We start from the raw sequence: 17994 nt of genomic DNA, 5'->3' as shown, positions 1-17994 counted from the left end.
GTCTTTCGTTATTAATGCCCCGCCTTAATTCCAGCAAGATGTTTACGTCCCATGAGAAGGACAAGCATGCCGACAAAAACGACGATCCCTCCGACTGTATACGGTGTGCTTGCGGTGAAGTGTTCTGACAGCATTCCTGCAATCCACGGAGCGAGCGCGCCGCCGATGAAGCGGACTGAGCTGTAGGCTGAAGACGCGATTGAACGTTCAACCGGCGCAGAACCCATCACAGCGGTTGTCATGATCGTATTCACCATACCGAGAACAGCACCAGCGACAACGATACATGTAATAATCAAAGTCTGATGGTCTGTCCAGATCCCCATAATAACGAGAATAGCCGCAAAGGCGATAAAGAGAACGACGAGCGAACGCACTGTGCCCAGCGCTTTGTGTACGAGCGGCGCCGTAAAGACTGACGTAATCGCCAGCAGAAGGCCCCAGCCGAAGAAGACATATCCAAGACCGTGTTCATCTAAATCCAGAACGAACGGAGAATAAGCAAGCAAAATAAAAAATCCAAAGTTGTATAAGAATGCCGATACCGCCATTGTTAAAAGGCCTTTATATTTGAGTGCCTTCATCGCATCAAACACACCGACGCGTTTCGCCGGTTTCGGCAATTTCGGAAGCATGAAAGAAATCGCGATTAACGCAATAAACATCAGGACAGATACTCCGAAAAACGGTGCGCGCCATGAAATGCTTCCAAGCTCTCCGCCTGCAAGCGGCCCGACGGAAATCCCGAGACCGAGCGCAGCCTCATACAAAATAATCGCTTGGGCGCTTCCTCCGACTGATACACCAACGATGACCGCAAGCGCTGTTGAAATAAACAAAGCATTCCCTAATCCCCAGCCGCCGCGATAGCCGACTAACTGAGCGATTGAGCTTGAGCTTCCGCCAAGCCCCGCAAACACAATAATAAAAATAAGTCCGAGAATTAATGTCCATTTCGCGCCGATGCGGCTGGAAATGGCTCCTGAGAAAAACATCATAAATCCGGTTACAAGCAAATAACTTGTAAACAAGAGTGATACTTCACTAGGTGAAGCATGTAGTTGTGCGGCAATGGCCGGAAGAATTGGATCGACCAGCCCGATTCCCATAAAGGAAATCACACAGGCAAATGCGACAGCCCATACCGCTTTTGGCTGGCTGAGCAAACCCGTTTTCTGATTCACTTGTGTTGTCTTATCCATTTGACCTAACCTCCATCTTTATTCCATTAAAAGAAACGCTACAAAAATAGCGTTTAACAAACTTTTCATTCGATTGATTGAATGGCGCGTTCCGCTTTGCCTTTCATGCCTTGCAGGCGTTCTTTAAAGCTTTGGAATGTGCGGATTTTCTCATCAATCAAACTCAGCTGGTGATTCAGGGTTTCCTGAATTTCCTCCAGTTTTTCTTTCCGTTCCTTAGGATCCAGTGACAACAAATACCCCTCTTTGTTTAACTCTAGCTGGCGGCTGGTTTCCATGAAATGCTGAAGCTCCTGAAGGGAAAAACCGAGCACCTCTTTTGTGCTGATGACTTTCTCAAGCTCCTCCATATCATCCTCTGAATAAAGCCTTACGCCGCCGTCTGTCCGTTTCGGCGCCGGAATCAAGCCGATTTCTTCATAAAACCGGATGGTCCGCTTTGTCAGTCCGCTTCTTTTGGCCACTTGATCAATCTTCATCCATTCCAAGGTAAATCCCCCTTCGCCGTTTCTGTTACCATTATACACCTTTTGAACCTTAACGTAAACGTTAAGTTTTAAAAAACAATAAAAAAGACGAGTAGCATAAAGCACCCGTCTTTCACTTTCCTGTTTAAGCTAAACTTCCCGCCACTGACAGAGACTCTTTTTGAAGGCTTTCAGAAAGCACTCGATACGCGATCACTTTCTTCTTGTACTGTTTCACGACGTCGATATGGTCGTCGTAGCGGTACACGAACAGCTTCACGTCTTTTTTTCCTTTTTTTGTATCTATCACCAGCGGCGTGCCGCCGTTTTCCGGATGTAAATAACGCTCTTCATCACCTGGATAAATATAATATTTTTCCAGGAAGACAGCTTCGTTAAATTGATCAATCACTTTCTGCTTCTCTGCACCCTCGAGACGTTTTCCATCTAGAGAGAGACTCGCATTTTCGTCACTCAGCTTGGCGTGCACTTCAAATTTGCCGAGCAGCCATTCTATGACGCCTGTAGGAAGACAGGTTAATACGATTTTCACCAGACTCATGAGAATTAACATCACGATCGCCCATGTCATACTTCATCATCTCCGTTAGTTTTCCATGTGCCGCTGACACATAATTTTATCCTAACATAAGCAGGCCGGTTCGTTTTTGTCCATTATGTGAAAAAAAGCGCGGCCTGCTGCGGCCACGCTTTTTAGCTTTCCAGTTCTTCGATCATGAGGGACAATTCTGTCCAGCGGTCCATCGCAGCCTCAAGCTCTTCCGCAGTTTTCGCCTGCTCGGCCATCAGCTCTTGGATTTTGCCAAAATCACTGCCTGCTGCGGCGATGTCAGCTTCGAGCTGCTCATGCTTTTCTTCCAGCTGGGCAATTTTATCTTCGATGCCATCCCATTCCAGCTGGTCTTTGTAAGAAAGCTTTTTCCGTTTTTTCTTCGGCTCGGCTTCAGCCGTTTTTTCCTCAGCTGTCGGTTTTGGGGCCGCTTTTTTCGCTTTTGACTCCTCCATATAGTCGCTATAGGAGCCTTGAAAGCGGGAAATGACGCCATTTCCTTCAAATACAATCAAACGGTCGACGACGCGGTCAAGGAAATAGCGGTCATGGGATACGGTGATGACGACGCCAGGGAACTGGTCAATATAATCCTCAAGAACGCTTAATGTTTCAGTATCCAAATCGTTCGTCGGCTCATCGAGAAACAGGACATTCGGCTCCTGCATGAGAACCTGAAGCAAGTATAAACGGCGTTTTTCCCCGCCGGACAGCTTGCGGATATACGTCTGCTGCATCGAACGCGGGAAGAGGAAACGCTCGAGCATTTGTTCAGCTGTAATCATATCGCCATCTGCCGTTTTTACGACCTCCGCCGTTTCTTTTATATAGTCAATGACCTTTAACTCACCGTTCATTTCACTATGATCCTGAGTATAGTAGCCGATTCTGACCGTCTGTCCGATCGTAATATTGCCTCCGTCCGGCGTATGACGGCCGGCAAGGGCATTTAACAGCGTTGTTTTCCCGATGCCGTTTGGCCCGATGATCCCGATCCGTTCACCTGGTATGACAAGTTCATTAAAACGGTCGACGAGCATGCGGCCGTCATAAGCGATCATGACGTTCTCCGCTTCAATAACCTGTTTTCCGAGACGGTACGAGCCAATGGCAAAATCGAGTGAACCTGATGACTGAGGCCCTTTCTGCTCTTTAAGCGACTCTACCCGGTCAATTCTCGCCTTTTGTTTTGTGGAGCGGGCTTTCGCTCCTCGTCTGAGCCAAGCCAGCTCGCGGCGCAGCAGGTTTTGCCGCTTCGTTTCCTTTTGCTCAGCCTGCGCTTCCCGTTCCGCGCGTTTTTCTAAAAACACTTCATAGTTGCCTTTGTACGTGTAGAGACTGCCTCTTTCAAGCTCATAAATGCGGTTTGTGACACGGTTTAAGAAATATCTATCGTGCGTCACCAGCATGACGGCGCCGGGATATTGGCTTAAATACCCTTCAAGCCACTCAATCGTTTCATTATCCAAATGGTTTGTCGGCTCGTCCAAAATGAGCAAATCAGCGGGCTGAATTAAGTTTTTGGCAATGGCCACCCGTTTTTTCTGGCCGCCTGAGAGCTCATTGACCGGTTTTGTTACGTCGTTGACGCCAAGCTTAGACAATACGGTTTTTGCCAGGGTGTTTGCATCCCATGCATTGTTCGCGTCCATTTTCGCTTGTGCTGCCAGCAGGTGTTTCTGGCGCTGTTCATTTTCGGGATCTTTCCCCAGTTCATACAGCGCTTTTTCATATTCACGCAAGGTTTTCATCACAGCCGATTCACCGGAATAGATATGCTCCAGCACTGTTTGCCCCGCAGGCAGCTCCGGGTCTTGATGAAGAAATTCGACATGCACGCTTCCGGATTTCGTGATTTCTCCTTCTTCGATAGATTCCAAGCCGGCAATCACTTTCAGCAGCGTTGATTTTCCTGTTCCGTTTGGCCCGATTAATCCGATTCTCTCATTCTCTTCAATATGAAAGGAGATATGGTCAAATAATGTTTTATCTCCGTATGTTTTATAAAGATTTTCCGCTTTTAATATGCTCATGGTTCCTATCAATCCTCACGTAAGTTCATGTGTACATTTTAAATCAGCCGCTGGAATAAAACTAGTAAAACGTCAGACAAATTTCACGGAAATGCAGGATAGAAAAAGACCGGGGACATGTGTCCCCGGTCTCTTACTCTTCCTCAAGCGCTTTTTCGGCCATTTTTGCAAGATGCTGTGCGCTTCCTGAAATCTCCTGCATTGTGGCGGAAATTTGTTCAACAGCAGCGGCTTGTCCGTCTGTATGCTGGTTAATCGACTCAATGGATTCCTCCAGCCCTTTCAGCAGGCTGTGGATTTTTTTCGTAATCTGGTCAATTTGGCCGACATTTTCTTTTGAATGCGTTGCTAGCTTTCTGATCTCATCTGCGACGACAGAGAAGCCTTTTCCGGACTCCCCTGCTCTTGCCGCTTCGATCGCGGCGTTCAAGCCGAGCAGATTGCTTTGGTCAGAGATGCCTTTAACAGTTACTGAAATATCGGCGATTTCACCGGCGCTTTCGCTTACTTTTTTCGCCTGAGAGGAAATGCCCGACATTTGAGTTGAAAACCCGTTAATTGATTCAGAAATGTCGGAAATAGCCGCGGCTGTTTGTTCAACGACAGCTGATAAGCTTTCCGCGACATCATGCAGCTTTGACGACTCCTCAAGGCTCGTTCCGAGGCCGACGCCTCCAATGACTCTTCCATTCTCGTCGTGCAGCGGGATGGCACGCGCGATCAATGGGAAGCCGAACAATTCTTTCGGAACCATGCTCGTCTTCTTCTGATTGCTTCGGATGGCATCTGTGATGATATCCCCTTCCTGCAGCGGATCGCCGGCTTTTACGTTCAGCGAAAAGGTTTTGGCCGGTATATTCATGAGCAGTTTTTCCGTATCATAAATGCCGATTGTAATATCATCCTGAACCAGGCTGTTTAAATAAGGGGCTACTTTGATAAATGCGTCCAGAATATCTGCGGTTTCTTTTTCCGTATTTATGGTCAATTCCATTCACTCCTTTTCATTAATAAGGGAAGCTGCGTTTTTCGTGCTGGACCGAGATCCATTTCAGCGTTGTAAATTCTTCGAGGCTCCACTCACCGTTTAAACGGCCGAGGCCTGATTGCTTTTCACCGCCGAAGGCTACATTCGGTTCATCATTGATGGTCGTGTCATTGACGTGAATCATGCCTGTTTCAATGCGTTTCGCAAAAGCCACGCCGCGCTCAAGATTTGACGTATGTACGGCACCGCTCAAGCCAAACGGGGTTTCGTTTGCGATATCCACCGCTTCGTCTTCTGAATCAAACTTCATAAAGGAGACGACTGGTCCGAACAGCTCTTCCTTGGCAATGCTCATGAACGGTTTGACGTCTTTTAAGATCGTCGGTTCCACGATCGTCCCGTTAAATCCGCCAAGCTTCACTGGTACAGCGCCTTCTTCAATTGCTTGCTCAACAGTCTTCATCAGCCCGTCCGTCTGTCTGCTGTTGATTAATGGCCCGATAATCGTATCAGGATCCATTGGGTCGCCGACTTTCAGCGATTCCACTTTTGCCTGGTACAGCTCAAGGAACTTGTCATAAATAGAAGAATGAACAAGCACGCGGTTGGCTGACATGCAAATCTGTCCTTGATGTGTAAATCGGCTGAACACCGCCGCATTGACCGCATATTCTATATCTGCATCCTCAAGTACGATGAAGGCGCTGTTCCCGCCAAGCTCAAGAAGCGGCTTTTTAAAATGCTTCATCGCAAGCTGTCCGATGTAGCTGCCGACTTTCGTAGAACCGGTAAATGAGATGATCCGCGGCACTGGATGCTCAACGAAGCTGTCGCCGATTTCAGCAATGTCTGTGACAACAACATTCAGCAGCCCCGCTGGAATTCCCGCGTTCTCAAAAATTTTCGCAATCAGCGTTCCGCCGCAAATCGGCGTTTCCTCATGCGGCTTTAGCACAACGCCATTGCCGGCTCCGAGTGCAGGCGCCACTGATTTCATAGATAAAAAGAATGGGAAGTTAAATGGACTGATGACACCGACAACACCTGCAGGCACGCGATATAATCTGTTTTCCTTTCCGTCTATTGTTGACGGAAGAATTTTGCCTTCCATGCGGATTGGGAACGTTGCCGCTTCTTTTATGATGTTTTTGACAAGACCGATTTCAAAAGCTGCTTTGAGCCTTGTTCCGCCAAGCTCTTCCATAATCAAATAAATGATGGCTTCTTCGTTCTCTTCGATATACGTGACGGCTTTTTCTAAAATGGTCCTTTTCTCGAACGGATTGACCGCATCCCATTTTTTCTTCGCCAGCGCCGCTGCCCTGTACGCTTCATCTACATCGTTAGCAGTCGCTTTACGGAATGTTGTGAATGTTTTTTGAGTATAAGGATTTTTGTTTTCCAATACATTTGGGCTGCTGCCCTCCTGCCATTTCCCGCCGATAAACTGTTTATTCAACTCTTCATATTGAAACATGGTCAGCATCTCCTTTATAACCGCAAATCAAAATATGGGCGAATCTATTTTTTCTATCGGTTCATCTTGCATAAAATTGAATATACGATTAGTAAAAATTACTATCCTATGATACGACAACGCTGTTTCGCTTCTATCATTTAAAGCAGAAAAATATTTTATTGACTGCGTCAAATTTCGACAATATAATACAACAAGAACTGTATATAATGATTAGAATATTTTGAATATTTACAGGAGGAACTTTTGATGAGTTCATTATTTAGAAAAAAACCGCTTGAAACATTGAGTGCGCAGAGCAAGTCAAAAAGCCTTGCCCGTACGTTAAGCGCATTTGATTTAACCTTGCTCGGTATCGGTTGTGTCATCGGTACAGGGATTTTTGTCATTACAGGAACAGTGGCAGCGACCGGTGCAGGTCCCGCCCTCATCATATCGTTTATTTTAGCGGGGCTCGCCTGTGCGCTGGCTGCTTTCTGTTATGCTGAGTTTTCGTCTTCCATTCCGATTTCGGGAAGCGTGTACTCATACTCATACGTGACACTTGGAGAGCTGCTCGCCTTTTTGATCGGATGGGATCTCATGCTTGAATATGTCATTGCACTGTCGGCGGTTGCCACCGGCTGGTCTTCATACTTTCAATCACTGCTTGCCGGCTTCAATCTTCATATTCCGGCTGCACTGACAGGAGCGCCGGGAAGCACGGCGGGCGCCGTATTTAACCTTCCGGCTGCGGTGATCATTCTCCTCATCACTGCGATTGTCAGCAGAGGCGTCAAGGAAAGCACACGCTTTAACAACGTCATCGTACTGATGAAAATCGCGATCATATTATTGTTCATTATTGTCGGCATCGGCTATGTGAAACCGGATAACTGGTCTCCTTTTATGCCATTCGGGATGAAAGGCGTCATACTTAGCGCTGCCACTGTATTCTTCGCGTACCTTGGGTTTGACGCGGTTTCTAACGCATCAGAGGAAGTGAAAAATCCGCAAAAAAACATGCCCGTCGGCATTATTTCAGCTCTAGCCGTCTGCACGGTGCTGTACATCGCGGTATCGCTTGTGCTGACAGGCATGATGCCTTATGCCAAATTGAATGTCGGAGATCCTGTATCCTTTGCGCTGAAATTCGTCGGACAGGACGCTGTTGCCGGAATTATTTCTGTCGGTGCGATTATCGGGATTACGACGGTGATGCTCGCTTTGCTGTACGCTCAGGTTCGTTTGACATTTGCCATGAGCAGAGACGGCCTTCTGCCTGGATTGTTCGCAAAGGTTCATCCGTCATTTAAAACCCCGTTCCGCAACACATGGCTGACAGGGATCGTTGCAGCGGGAATCGCCGGCTTTATTAACCTCGGAACGCTGGCCCATCTGGTGAACATGGGAACACTTGCCGCGTTTACGGTCATATCTATTGCTGTCATTGTGCTCAGAAAGAAACATCCTGAAATCAAGGCGTCCTTCAGAGTGCCGTTCGTCCCGGTTGTGCCGATTATCAGCGCAGGCATCTGCCTTTGGTTCATGTACAGCCTTCCCGGCGTCACATGGCTTTCATTTGTCATCTGGATCGCTGTCGGAACGCTGGTTTATTTCCTATATTCGAGAAAACACAGCTTATTAAACAAATAATCTCTTTTCAGCCGGCGGTGCCTCACCCGCCGGCTTTTTCCTTTTTTTATGTGCTATACTTTGAATACATATGAGGAAAGGGAGACACACAGATGAAACAATACCGCACTTTATTATTTGATGTAGATGATACCATCCTTGATTTTCAAGCGGCAGAAGCTTTAGCCCTGCGTTTGCTGTTTGAAGATCAGAACATTCCTTTAACAAATGACATGAAGGCGCAGTATAAAACCATCAATCAAGGTCTCTGGAGAGCCTTTGAAGAAGGTAAGGTGACACGGGAGGAAGTCGTAAACACGCGTTTTTCCGCTTTGCTCAAGGAGTACGGTTACGAAGCGGACGGCGCTTTGCTTGAGCAAAAATACCGCCGCTTTCTTGAAGAAGGACATCAGCTTATTGACGGTGCATTTGATCTCATCTCAAATCTGCAGCAACAGTTTGATTTGTACATCGTGACAAACGGCGTGTCTAACACACAATATAAGCGTCTCCGTGATTCAGGATTATTTCCATTCTTCAAGGACATTTTCGTTTCTGAAGACACAGGCTTCCAAAAGCCGATGAAGGAATATTTCGATTACGTGTTTGAACGGATTCCTCAATTTTCAGCAGAGCACACATTAATCATCGGGGATTCACTAACTGCTGATATCAAAGGCGGACAGCTCGCCGGGCTGGATACTTGCTGGATGAACCCTGACATGAAGCCGAATGTGCCAGAGATCATACCAACCTATGAGATTCGTAAGCTTGAAGAGCTATATCACATTTTGAATATCGAAAATACCGTCAGCTCCTAATCAGGCTGACGGTATTTCTTTCATAAGAATCTTTTTTCCTCTTGATAAATTCTTCACCTTATGAATAATATGGTGGTATGCTTTGGTTATATATGTAAGGAGGAGACTCAATTGGCTATCGCCGCCCCGTTAAAAGAAAAAACAGTTCAAAAACCAGGCACCACGGTGTATCCGATTTTGATTATTATCGGAATTTGCCATATGCTCAACGATTCGCTTCAAGCTGTGATTCCGGCCATGTTCCCTATTTTGGAACGCTCCATGAGCCTGACGTTTACACAGCTCGGCATCATCGCTTTCACATTAAACATGGTGTCATCCGTCATGCAGCCTGTCGTCGGCTGGTATACCGATAAACGGCCGCGGCCGTATGCGCTGCCAGTCGGTTTGACCGCCAGCATGCTTGGCATTTTGGGCCTTGCATTTGCCCCGTCATTCATAACGATCTTATGTTGTGTGTTTTTCATTGGATTAGGCTCGGCCATTTTCCATCCGGAGGGCTCCCGTGTGGCGTATATGGCCGCCGGCACAAAACGCGGGCTCGCCCAGTCGATTTATCAGGTGGGCGGAAACTCAGGCCAGGCGATGGCGCCGCTGATCACCGCGCTGATCCTTGTGCCGCTCGGGCAATTCGGCGCTGTTTGGTTCACGCTTGTCGCCGCGCTTGCTGTTATGTTTCTCATGTATATCGCGAAATGGTACGCCTCACGTCTCGGCAGCCTTGCCCAGAAATCAGGCAAACAAAAGAAAACGGCTGAAAACACGGCCATCACCAAATCTGTTGTATCTGCTCTTATTATTATTATATTTCTCATTTTTGCTCGTTCTTGGTATACAAGTGCGATCGGTAACTTTTACACGTTTTACGCGATGGATACCTATCACGTAAGCATTCAGCAGGCACAAAGCTATATTTTTGTCTTCTTGCTGTTCGGCGCAATCGGCACGTTTCTCGGCGGCCCGCTTGCAGACCGTTTTGGAAAACGCTTCGTTATCCTCGGTTCGCTGTTATGCTCGGCGCCGCTGGCGATCTTGCTGCCATTTGCCGGACCGGTTCTCGCCTATGGCGTGCTCGCATTGATTGGCTTGGTTCTGATGTCGAGCTTTTCTGTAACGGTCGTCTACGCACAGGAGCTAGTTCCTGGAAAAATCGGCACAATGTCCGGTTTAACCGTCGGGCTTGCCTTCGGGATGGGCGCGATCGGCGCTGTGGCGCTGGGCGCTCTGATTGACGCCGCGGGACTGACCCCGACGATGATCGCCATTGCCTTTCTCCCTGTTCTCGGCATCCTTGCCTTCCTATTGCCAAGTGACCAGAAGCTGAGAGAATGGCATAGCTGAAAAAACCCCTGCCAGGCGGCAGGGGTTTTTTAATCCAGCTGGATAAAATGAGTGTCAGGCACTGCGTGCTTCGGGATAAAGCCATCCGCAAAGTCCGGAAACGCCGACTGTATTTCATCAATCCATCTTTTCAGATTTAATATATAGGGCATATAAATCATCTCAATTGTCGCTTCGTCTTCAATCCGATAGTACCAGCAAAGATTAAACTCTTTTTCTGTCACCAGTGTAAACCCAGAGAAATGATAGAAAATCAGCGGCGTTTCATCTATATACACGCGGCCGTCCTTTTGCCCGACCTTATAGTTTTCGATATTCCAAAGCGCTGTATTGGCTCCTATTGATTTGACAACATGAACACCTTTAAACTGCGCCGGCCATTTCTCCACATATCTTTGATCACCATATGTCTTTCGTTCCGTATCCATTTCGACCGTGCAAAATTCAATACAGTCCTGTCTCCACTGCCACACCGCTTCATATGCTTCCTTTGTATGACCGGCACCGACAAAGCCTGTATTAAAGCGTCCGGTTCGGTCGTAGTAGGACATGAAGCGCGGCGAATTACGATGATCAGTCAAATACAGAGACGCCGTTGGGTTTTCTGCAAAAATACGCGCCGGATCAGAAAAGAAAAATAGATCCGTATCCATATGGGCAAAGTATTCAGCGTCATCCCACTTGCTCATCACATGAAACAAAAAGGCGGGCTTTAACGTCCAGCAATATTCATGAAACGTTCTGTTGCTTTTCGCTTTCAGCAGCTCCGGGTCTTCCATTTCATGCAGCTGCACAAAGGTTACATGCTCCCATGGCACGTGCTGAAGCAATTCATACGCTTTCTGGTCGACACACAGCACATATAAATGAAAATCACCGCAATGCTCATGGAGAGAATGAATCATAGGCATGAGCTTAAAGATATGTGTCCTTGACACTATCGTTGAAAAATGAAATGTACTCACTTATACCACATCCAATGATCTAAGATCCACGTGCAGCAAATCGTTGACAAGCGCATACAGTGCGTTGGCAAAATCGTTCACGCCTAGCTTTTTCTTCGCTTTTGGCAGAAGCTTGCGGACAGTTTGTAAATCAAAGCTTTTTGCCGTCACCCTTGGGGCTTTCTTTCGCCAATCTGGATCAATGTTGCGCTCTTTAACAACATGCAGAAGCTCAAGAAACAGATTCAGCAGCATATCATATTTCTGAGACTCCAGCAGCTTTTGAATATCAGTCATGATTCTGTTCGTCATGTCAGGCGGGAACGGCCCGTTAAAAGCGAGATGGACGTCTAAAGAGCGGATATTGTTGTATTTATCGCACATATAGGCAATGTTTGCCCGAATATCGTCTACAGATTTACAATTGCTTGGATGCTCCTGATGAACACTGACAATATCGCGGCGAAGCCTGAAGGTCAATCCGGCCTGATGAAGCCTGATACCGAGGTCATAATCCTCAAACCCGTACCGCACAATGCCTTCGTCAAATAAACCGAGATCAACCACATGCTTGCGTTTCACAGAGGAATTATTCGTGATAAAAAAGCGCCATGGCATATGATAGCCTTTCAAGTCATCGCCGTACTCCTCTAAAATCTTCTTCAGCACGTCAATAAAGTCGGTATCGAGGTCAAAGCTTTTATCAAGAAAGCTTCCGTTTTTGATGTCCGCTTCCTCCAGCAGCTTTTGTTTGTCTTTCTTCGGCATTTCATCTGTGAGCTTTGCGAGCTGTTCCTTATGTTCTTCTTCAAACCGTTCATAATAAAAACTGTAGATCCGTTTCCAAAACAACCCGCACACGACGAGATTCTCTTCGTTCTCATGGGCTTTAATATGTTTTGCCACAAGGTCCTTTGCCGCAAGCATATCACTGTCATGGAAAATCAGGATGTCTCCTCTGGCATTGCGAAGCGCCTGATTTCGTCCGTACGCAATGCCCCTGTTTTCTTTAATCCGTGTAAAGATCAGCGGAAAATCAGCTTGAAATGACTCAAGCATCGAGAGCGTCCCGTCCTCAGAGCCATTGTCCGCTACAATGACTTCGAATTCTTCATCACACTCCTGCTGGTTTAATGACAGAAGGCTGTTGTAAAGACGCTCCTTTGAATTATATGCAGGAATAATAACGCTTGCTTTCACTTCATTTCACTTCCTGTATTTACTCATTTATTTGTTGTCATCTTTTGAAGCAAAACCGTTAAATTCAGGGTCTAACGTTTTGATGTGCTGAATGATATGCGGCAGTGTCTCTTGATACAGTTCATGCACAAACGGCAGATCTGTGCGGGTTGTTTCATGAACCTGTTTGATTTCATTGATGCTGACGATTCGGTATCCGCTGAAATGATAAAAGATCAGCGGACTGCCATCCTCCAGCACGATCCGGCCATCTTTCCAGGAAAACGTATGCTGCCCATAATTCCAATGCCCGATGTTCACGCCGGGTGTTGTAATGTCACACACATTCGGAAACAGCTCAGACATATAATCCAAATAGCCCTGATCACCGAATTTCCCTTCACCCGGTGCATTTTTGCATTCCTCAAGACAGTGTTCCTTCCACCACTCCAAGCAATCCGTGCCTGCATCATCATGCTTGAAGCTGATAAACCCGGAATTATATCTGCCTAAAAGACGCTGCAGCATGTCAATCTGCTCTTTCTCAAAAGAAGGGATTACAATATCCCCCCGTGAAAGCAGCACCGAGCAGTCCGGCTGGTTTTCAAAAATCGGCGATGGATCTGCATAGAAAAAGAGGTCCCCGTCAATATACGTCACGCGCTCCAGCTCAGGATTGCTGTTCAGCACAGCTTGCAGAAAGATCGGCTTCATCGTCCAGCAATACTCACTTTGATCTCTAGTTTCCTTCAGCTTCAATAGCAATTCATTTTCAAGAGCGGCCACCGGCACAAGGTTCAGCTGCTTCATCTTCAGCTTCTGTAACACGCGGTGCGTATCTTCATCCATGCAAAGTATAAAAATGGGACTGTCTTGATCAACTTGCTCTAACGACTTAAACAAAGCGACTGCCTGATATAATCTTCCTTTTGATAAAACGGTGCAATACGCGCTGGTCACAGTCTTGTTCACCTCGTTTCACATTACTTTTTGAAGAATTCCGTATACCACTCAATCGTTTTTTCAAGTCCCTCATCAATAGTGTAGGCCGGTGTCCAATTCAGCAGCTTTCTTGCTTTTTCCGCGGATAAATATTGATGTTTGATTTCATTGCTTCCCTGATTCAGCACCTTAGGTTTCAGATTACTGTTCATTTTCTTCAATATTTTCTCTACCAGTTCAAGTACGGTCAGCTGGATCTCATTGCTGAAGTTAAAGGCCTCTCCGGCAAGATTGTTTTCTTCCATTTTTTCTGCAAGAAGCAGATAAGCCTGAACGGCGTCTTCAATATAGAAATAGTCCCGTACAAATGTGCCGTCGCTTCGGATTTCCGGCGCTTCCCCGTTCAGCACAAGCTGAATCGTCTGAGGAATGATGCGGTTGAAGTTCAAATCTCCGCCGCCGTATAAGTTTCCGCAGCGCGTAATGCAGACCGGAAGCCCGTACGTGTGAAAATAGGTGTGGCTGATCAGATCTGCGCAGCTTTTTGAGACGTCGTACGGGTGCTTGCCTTGCAGCGGCATGTTTTCATCGTATGGAAGGTTTTCTTGATCGCCGTAAGCTTTATCACTTGAAGCGACAATGACCCGCTTAATTAACGGATGCTTGCGGCAGGCTTCGAGAATATTCCATGTGCCGAGGATATTCGCTTCAAAGGTAGAAATCGGGTTGCGGTTTGCCACGCCGACAATCGCTTGTGCAGCGAGATGAAAGACAGTGTCGATCTCATACTCGCCAAGCGCGCGTTCAATCACAGCCAAGTCCTCAAGAGAGCCCCGCACGATGTTCATTTTCTTGATATGTTCTCCCTGATAAAGATTGGATTGAGGCACATGATCCCTGACAAGCCCCGTAACGTTTGCGCCCTGATCGATCAGCTCTTTCACCAAATAGCTTCCTAAAAGACCTGTGCATCCCGTGACAAATACGTTTTTATTTTTCCAGAAACTCAAATCGATTCACCATACCTTCCATACTTGTTGTCCTTGATTCCACATTTTGTTGACTTCTAAGAGATTTTTATACGTATCGATGGCCGTCCAAAATCCGTAATGGCGGTACACAGCAAGCTCCCCGTCTTTGGCAAGGTTCTTCAGCGGTTCATCTTCGAACATCGTGTTTCCGTCCTTCGGCAAATAATCGAAAACCTTTGGACTGAGAACGAAGAATCCGCCATTGATGATTCCGTCACTTGATGTCTTCTCAGAAAATGTTTTCGCCATGCCGTCCTCAACCGTCAGGGTGCCAAACTGCGAGACTTTGTCAATCCCGGTGACAGTCGCGGCAGCACCTTTTGTCTGATGATAGCTGATGAGATGGAAAAGATTGATATTGGCCAGCCCGTCCCCATAGGTGAGCAGAAATGTTTCATCACCGATATAGTCTTTCGCCTGCAAGATTCTTCCGGCTGTCAGCGTATCTTCCCCAGTCTCCAAAAACGTAATTTTCCACGTTTCAGGCTGCCCTAGGATCTGTACCTCTCCCGTAGAGCTGTCGAGTGTCAGGCTGTTGTGCTTCCATTCATAGTCAAGAAAGTATTCCTTGATTTTTTCTCCTTTATAGCCCAACAGCAGAATAAACTCGTTTACTCCGTAGTACTGATAAATTTTCATAATATGCCATAGAATCGGTTTGCCGCCTATCATGGCGAGCGGTTTAGGAATGTCATTCGTGACTTCACTCATTCTCGTTCCTTTTCCGCCGCAGAGAATGACCGCTTTCATCTCTACCCCTCATCTCTATGAATATTGAGTTCGAAACCTGGTACATCTTCACAATCTATCAAGGCATTTCCCCGATAATTTGTCCGATTTCAATACCGGTTTCAAAATCTACTGTAATGATATGAGAGAAAGCCAGCCTTGGTGACCAAATGGAATCTATTTTTTCAAGTTGGTTGTATAACCAAAAAAAGAGCCTTGAGCGAAGGCAATGCGCCCGCTCAAGGCTCTTTTTCATCTTATTTGATTTCTTTTTCCTTGCCGTAATGATAGTCTGACGGATCAACGGCTTTGAAATCATTTAGTTTATGGAACCTCAGCAAGTCTTTGTACAGGACACTGTCTGAAAGGCTCAGCTGCTGGTTCACTCTTGTTTTCAGATTCTTCGTTTCTTCATTCGCTTTCAGTTTTTCACCAGTCTTCGTATCATAAATGACATTGTCGACTGATGTGTACTTCGGCGTTACGAAGTCTCCGTTTCTGAATGCCACTGTATCGTCGTGGTCTTTAGAGAATAAGTCAGTACCAAAGTTGATATATTTCTGAGAATCAATTCCTTCTAAGTGCAGAATTGTCGGCATGACGTCAATTTCGCCGCCATACGTATGGTTCACTCCGCCTTTTTTGCCAGGAACGCGGATCATCAGCGGCACACGCTGGTTCTGTGCGTTTTGATAATCTGTGATCTCTTTTCCAAGAATCTCTTTCATCGCTCGGTTATGGTTTTCAGAAATACCGTTATGGTCACCGTAAATCATGATGACTGAGTTGTCATACAGGCCGGCTTCCTTCAGCTCCTTGAAGAATTGCTCAAGCGCTTCGTCAAGGTAACGCGCTGTCTGGAAGTAGCTGTCAACTGTGTTATCGCCTGTTGTCGCTTTTTTAAGAGACGCGTCTTTTTCATCAAGGTTAAACGGATAATGGTTTGTCAATGTAATCAAATGCGCATAAAACGGCTGTTTAAGAGACTCAAGCTTTGGAATCGATTCTGTAAAGAACGGCTTATCCTTAAGCCCCATATTAATCACATTTTCATCTGACATATCATACGTGCTTGCGTCGAAGAACTTGTCATATCCGATATGTTTGTAAATCTGGTCACGGTTCCAGAACGATTTGTAATCACCATGCAGGACGGCGCTTGTATAGCCTTCCTTCTGGTCTAAAATCGCAGGAAGCGACTGGTAGGTGTTTTCGCCTTTCGTCACAAACGCGGAGCCTTCAGGAAGACCGAAGATCGAGTTATCCATTGTCAGCTCGGCATCAGATGTTTTTCCCTGGCCTGTCTGATGGAAGAAGTTATCAAAATACGTCACATCTTCCCCTCCGTGCGCAAGTTTATTTAAGAAAGGCGTCACCTCTTCACCGTTTAGCTTGTAGTCAATCAGGAATGACTGGAAGCTTTCGAGGTGAATTTTAATGATATTTTTGCCTTTGGCAGAGCCGAAGTACTCGGCGTTCGGTTTCGCATAATGAGACGTCGTGTAATTCTCGACGCTTGTTAAATCATCGCTGCTTGCATAGGCCCGTTGCGTTTCTGTTTGAGCCGTCTGAACACCGTCATAAATGGTGTAGTTGTAAAGACCTAAATACTTCACGATATAATTGCGGTCAAACGTTCTTGTCAGCAGCTGCGGACGGTCTTTTTCCGCATAGTGCAGGTTGATGAAAAACAGTGCGATCCCAGAAAGGATCACTAAAGACGCAAAGCGTTTTTTCATTTTGTATTCTTTTAATTCAGGTCTCCAGATCAATACCGCAATCAAAATGATAATATCTAAGAAATAGAAAATATCATGACCGGCCATGATACTGAAAATCCCGTCTCCCATGTTTCCAACGTTTCCGGACTGTTTAATGTTCGGGAACGTCAAGAAATCGTCAAAGAAACGATAGAATAAAATATTTGCATATAACACAAATGTCATCAAGAAATCGATAATCAGCATAATAATGGCTGATTTACGCCCTTTCGCCAGCAAAGCCAGTCCTAAAAAGAAGACGGCGCTTGAGAATGGGTTAAATATCAGGAGGATCTCCTGAGTTGTGCCTTTTACCCCAAGATTAAACTCAGTCTTGTAGGATAAATACGTTTTTGCCCAAAACAGTATAACAGCCAGCACAAAAAAGCTAAGTTTGTAAGAAAAAAGTTTCTTCATGGCAACCTCTACTTTCTTAAACACTTTAAGTTCTTCATTCATATTTACCTGCTCTTTATATCCTGCCTTCCAATTCCTTCTTTCCAAACAAAATCAAGGCATCACACAACAATAAATACACCGCGGCAAGCCGGAATATTTATGTTTCGCACCATATCATTTTTATTACAACCATTTGGAAACCAATCACTGGACGAAAGAAACCTTCATTTCGTTTCACATTTTTTTCTCGGAAATAAAAAAAGGATTTCTTTTGTCATGTGTGCCTTTGAAAAAAGAAATAGATACCGAGTATAAGAATAACATAAACTAGCAAAAACGAAAAATAGGTTTTGCAGACAGCCCGCCCTTCCGGCGGACTGAAGTTATTGTATGCATCAATGTTTAGCGCGATCACCATTTTTTCGAAAGGACAAAAAAGACTGGATGTCTCCAGTCTTCCAGATTGTTGACAAAATCCTAAAATGGTTTTCATTTT

15 protein-coding genes are annotated in these 17994 nt (G+C 45.9%); 3 read left to right on the top strand and 12 right to left on the bottom strand.

Features of this window, described 5'->3' with window-relative positions; all coding sequences use genetic code 11:
- Positions 1-11: 11 nt before the first annotated feature.
- The 6 genes from NYE56_RS03655 to yfmT all read right to left on the bottom strand — a co-directional run bounded on the left by NYE56_RS03655 (position 12) and on the right by yfmT (position 6738).
- On the bottom strand, positions 12-1202 hold the full coding sequence (locus tag NYE56_RS03655) for an MFS transporter (protein WP_003233759.1): 1191 nt from the start codon (positions 1200-1202) through the stop codon (positions 12-14).
- A 65-nt stretch (positions 1203-1267) separates the two neighbouring features.
- On the bottom strand, positions 1268-1690 hold the full coding sequence (locus NYE56_RS03650) for a MerR family transcriptional regulator (RefSeq protein WP_014479143.1): 423 nt from the start codon (positions 1688-1690) through the stop codon (positions 1268-1270).
- Positions 1691-1814: 124 nt separating this feature from the next.
- Positions 1815-2261: a YfmQ family protein gene (locus NYE56_RS03645; RefSeq protein ID WP_015482940.1), complete on the bottom strand. Its 447-nt coding sequence runs from the start codon at positions 2259-2261 to the stop codon at positions 1815-1817.
- A gap of 122 nt (positions 2262-2383) precedes the next feature.
- Positions 2384-4273 (bottom strand): ABC-F family ATP-binding cassette domain-containing protein, encoded by a 1890-nt coding sequence (locus NYE56_RS03640; RefSeq protein ID WP_341283482.1) that lies wholly within the window; start codon positions 4271-4273, stop codon positions 2384-2386.
- Positions 4274-4406: 133 nt separating this feature from the next.
- A complete protein-coding gene (locus NYE56_RS21295) occupies positions 4407-4811 on the bottom strand; it encodes a methyl-accepting chemotaxis protein (protein WP_369888597.1) in 405 nt (134 codons plus the stop codon).
- Between the two features lie 469 nt (positions 4812-5280).
- Positions 5281-6738 carry a benzaldehyde dehydrogenase gene (gene yfmT, locus NYE56_RS03630; RefSeq protein ID WP_268556162.1) on the bottom strand — a complete coding sequence of 486 codons (1458 nt, stop codon included), beginning with the start codon at positions 6736-6738 and terminating at the stop codon, positions 5281-5283.
- Positions 6739-6987: 249 nt separating this feature from the next.
- On the opposite strand from yfmT, the gene NYE56_RS03625 reads away from it, so the two are divergent.
- From NYE56_RS03625 to NYE56_RS03615, 3 genes are all read left to right on the top strand, one after another.
- Positions 6988-8373, top strand: coding sequence for an amino acid permease (locus tag NYE56_RS03625; RefSeq protein WP_003233771.1), 1386 nt, complete (start codon positions 6988-6990; stop codon positions 8371-8373).
- A gap of 92 nt (positions 8374-8465) precedes the next feature.
- Positions 8466-9173 carry a YjjG family noncanonical pyrimidine nucleotidase gene (locus NYE56_RS03620; protein WP_341283480.1) on the top strand — a complete coding sequence of 236 codons (708 nt, stop codon included), beginning with the start codon at positions 8466-8468 and terminating at the stop codon, positions 9171-9173.
- Between the two features lie 111 nt (positions 9174-9284).
- Positions 9285-10514, top strand: a complete 1230-nt coding sequence (locus tag NYE56_RS03615; protein WP_213419643.1) for an MFS transporter — start codon at positions 9285-9287, stop codon at positions 10512-10514.
- Between the two features lie 29 nt (positions 10515-10543).
- On the opposite strand, the gene NYE56_RS03610 is transcribed toward NYE56_RS03615, so the two are convergent.
- From NYE56_RS03610 to ltaS1, 6 genes are all read right to left on the bottom strand, one after another.
- Positions 10544-11479 (bottom strand): hypothetical protein, encoded by a 936-nt coding sequence (locus NYE56_RS03610; protein WP_335450440.1) that lies wholly within the window; start codon positions 11477-11479, stop codon positions 10544-10546.
- Positions 11480-12658, bottom strand: coding sequence for a glycosyltransferase family 2 protein (locus tag NYE56_RS03605; RefSeq protein ID WP_213415004.1), 1179 nt, complete (start codon positions 12656-12658; stop codon positions 11480-11482).
- A gap of 27 nt (positions 12659-12685) precedes the next feature.
- Positions 12686-13597: a putative nucleotide-diphospho-sugar transferase gene (locus NYE56_RS03600; protein ID WP_341283479.1), complete on the bottom strand. Its 912-nt coding sequence runs from the start codon at positions 13595-13597 to the stop codon at positions 12686-12688.
- Positions 13598-13620: 23 nt separating this feature from the next.
- The gene (locus NYE56_RS03595) at positions 13621-14589 is read right to left on the bottom strand and encodes a GDP-mannose 4,6-dehydratase (protein WP_003233783.1); all 969 of its coding nucleotides are present in this window, start codon (positions 14587-14589) and stop codon (positions 13621-13623) included.
- Between the two features lie 6 nt (positions 14590-14595).
- Complete coding sequence (locus NYE56_RS03590) at positions 14596-15360, bottom strand: glucose-1-phosphate cytidylyltransferase (protein ID WP_129092948.1); 765 nt, start codon at positions 15358-15360, stop codon at positions 14596-14598.
- A 236-nt stretch (positions 15361-15596) separates the two neighbouring features.
- The gene (gene ltaS1, locus NYE56_RS03585) at positions 15597-17516 is read right to left on the bottom strand and encodes a lipoteichoic acid synthase LtaS1 (RefSeq protein WP_015252593.1); all 1920 of its coding nucleotides are present in this window, start codon (positions 17514-17516) and stop codon (positions 15597-15599) included.
- Between the last annotated feature and the right edge of the window lie 478 nt (positions 17517-17994).

Origin of the sequence: Bacillus sp. FSL R5-0603 (assembly GCF_038050295.1) — a bacterium.
GTDB lineage: Bacteria > Bacillota > Bacilli > Bacillales > Bacillaceae > Bacillus > Bacillus subtilis.
Note: the sequence above shows the minus strand (reverse complement) of the source record. Positions and strands in the feature narration are given on the sequence as shown.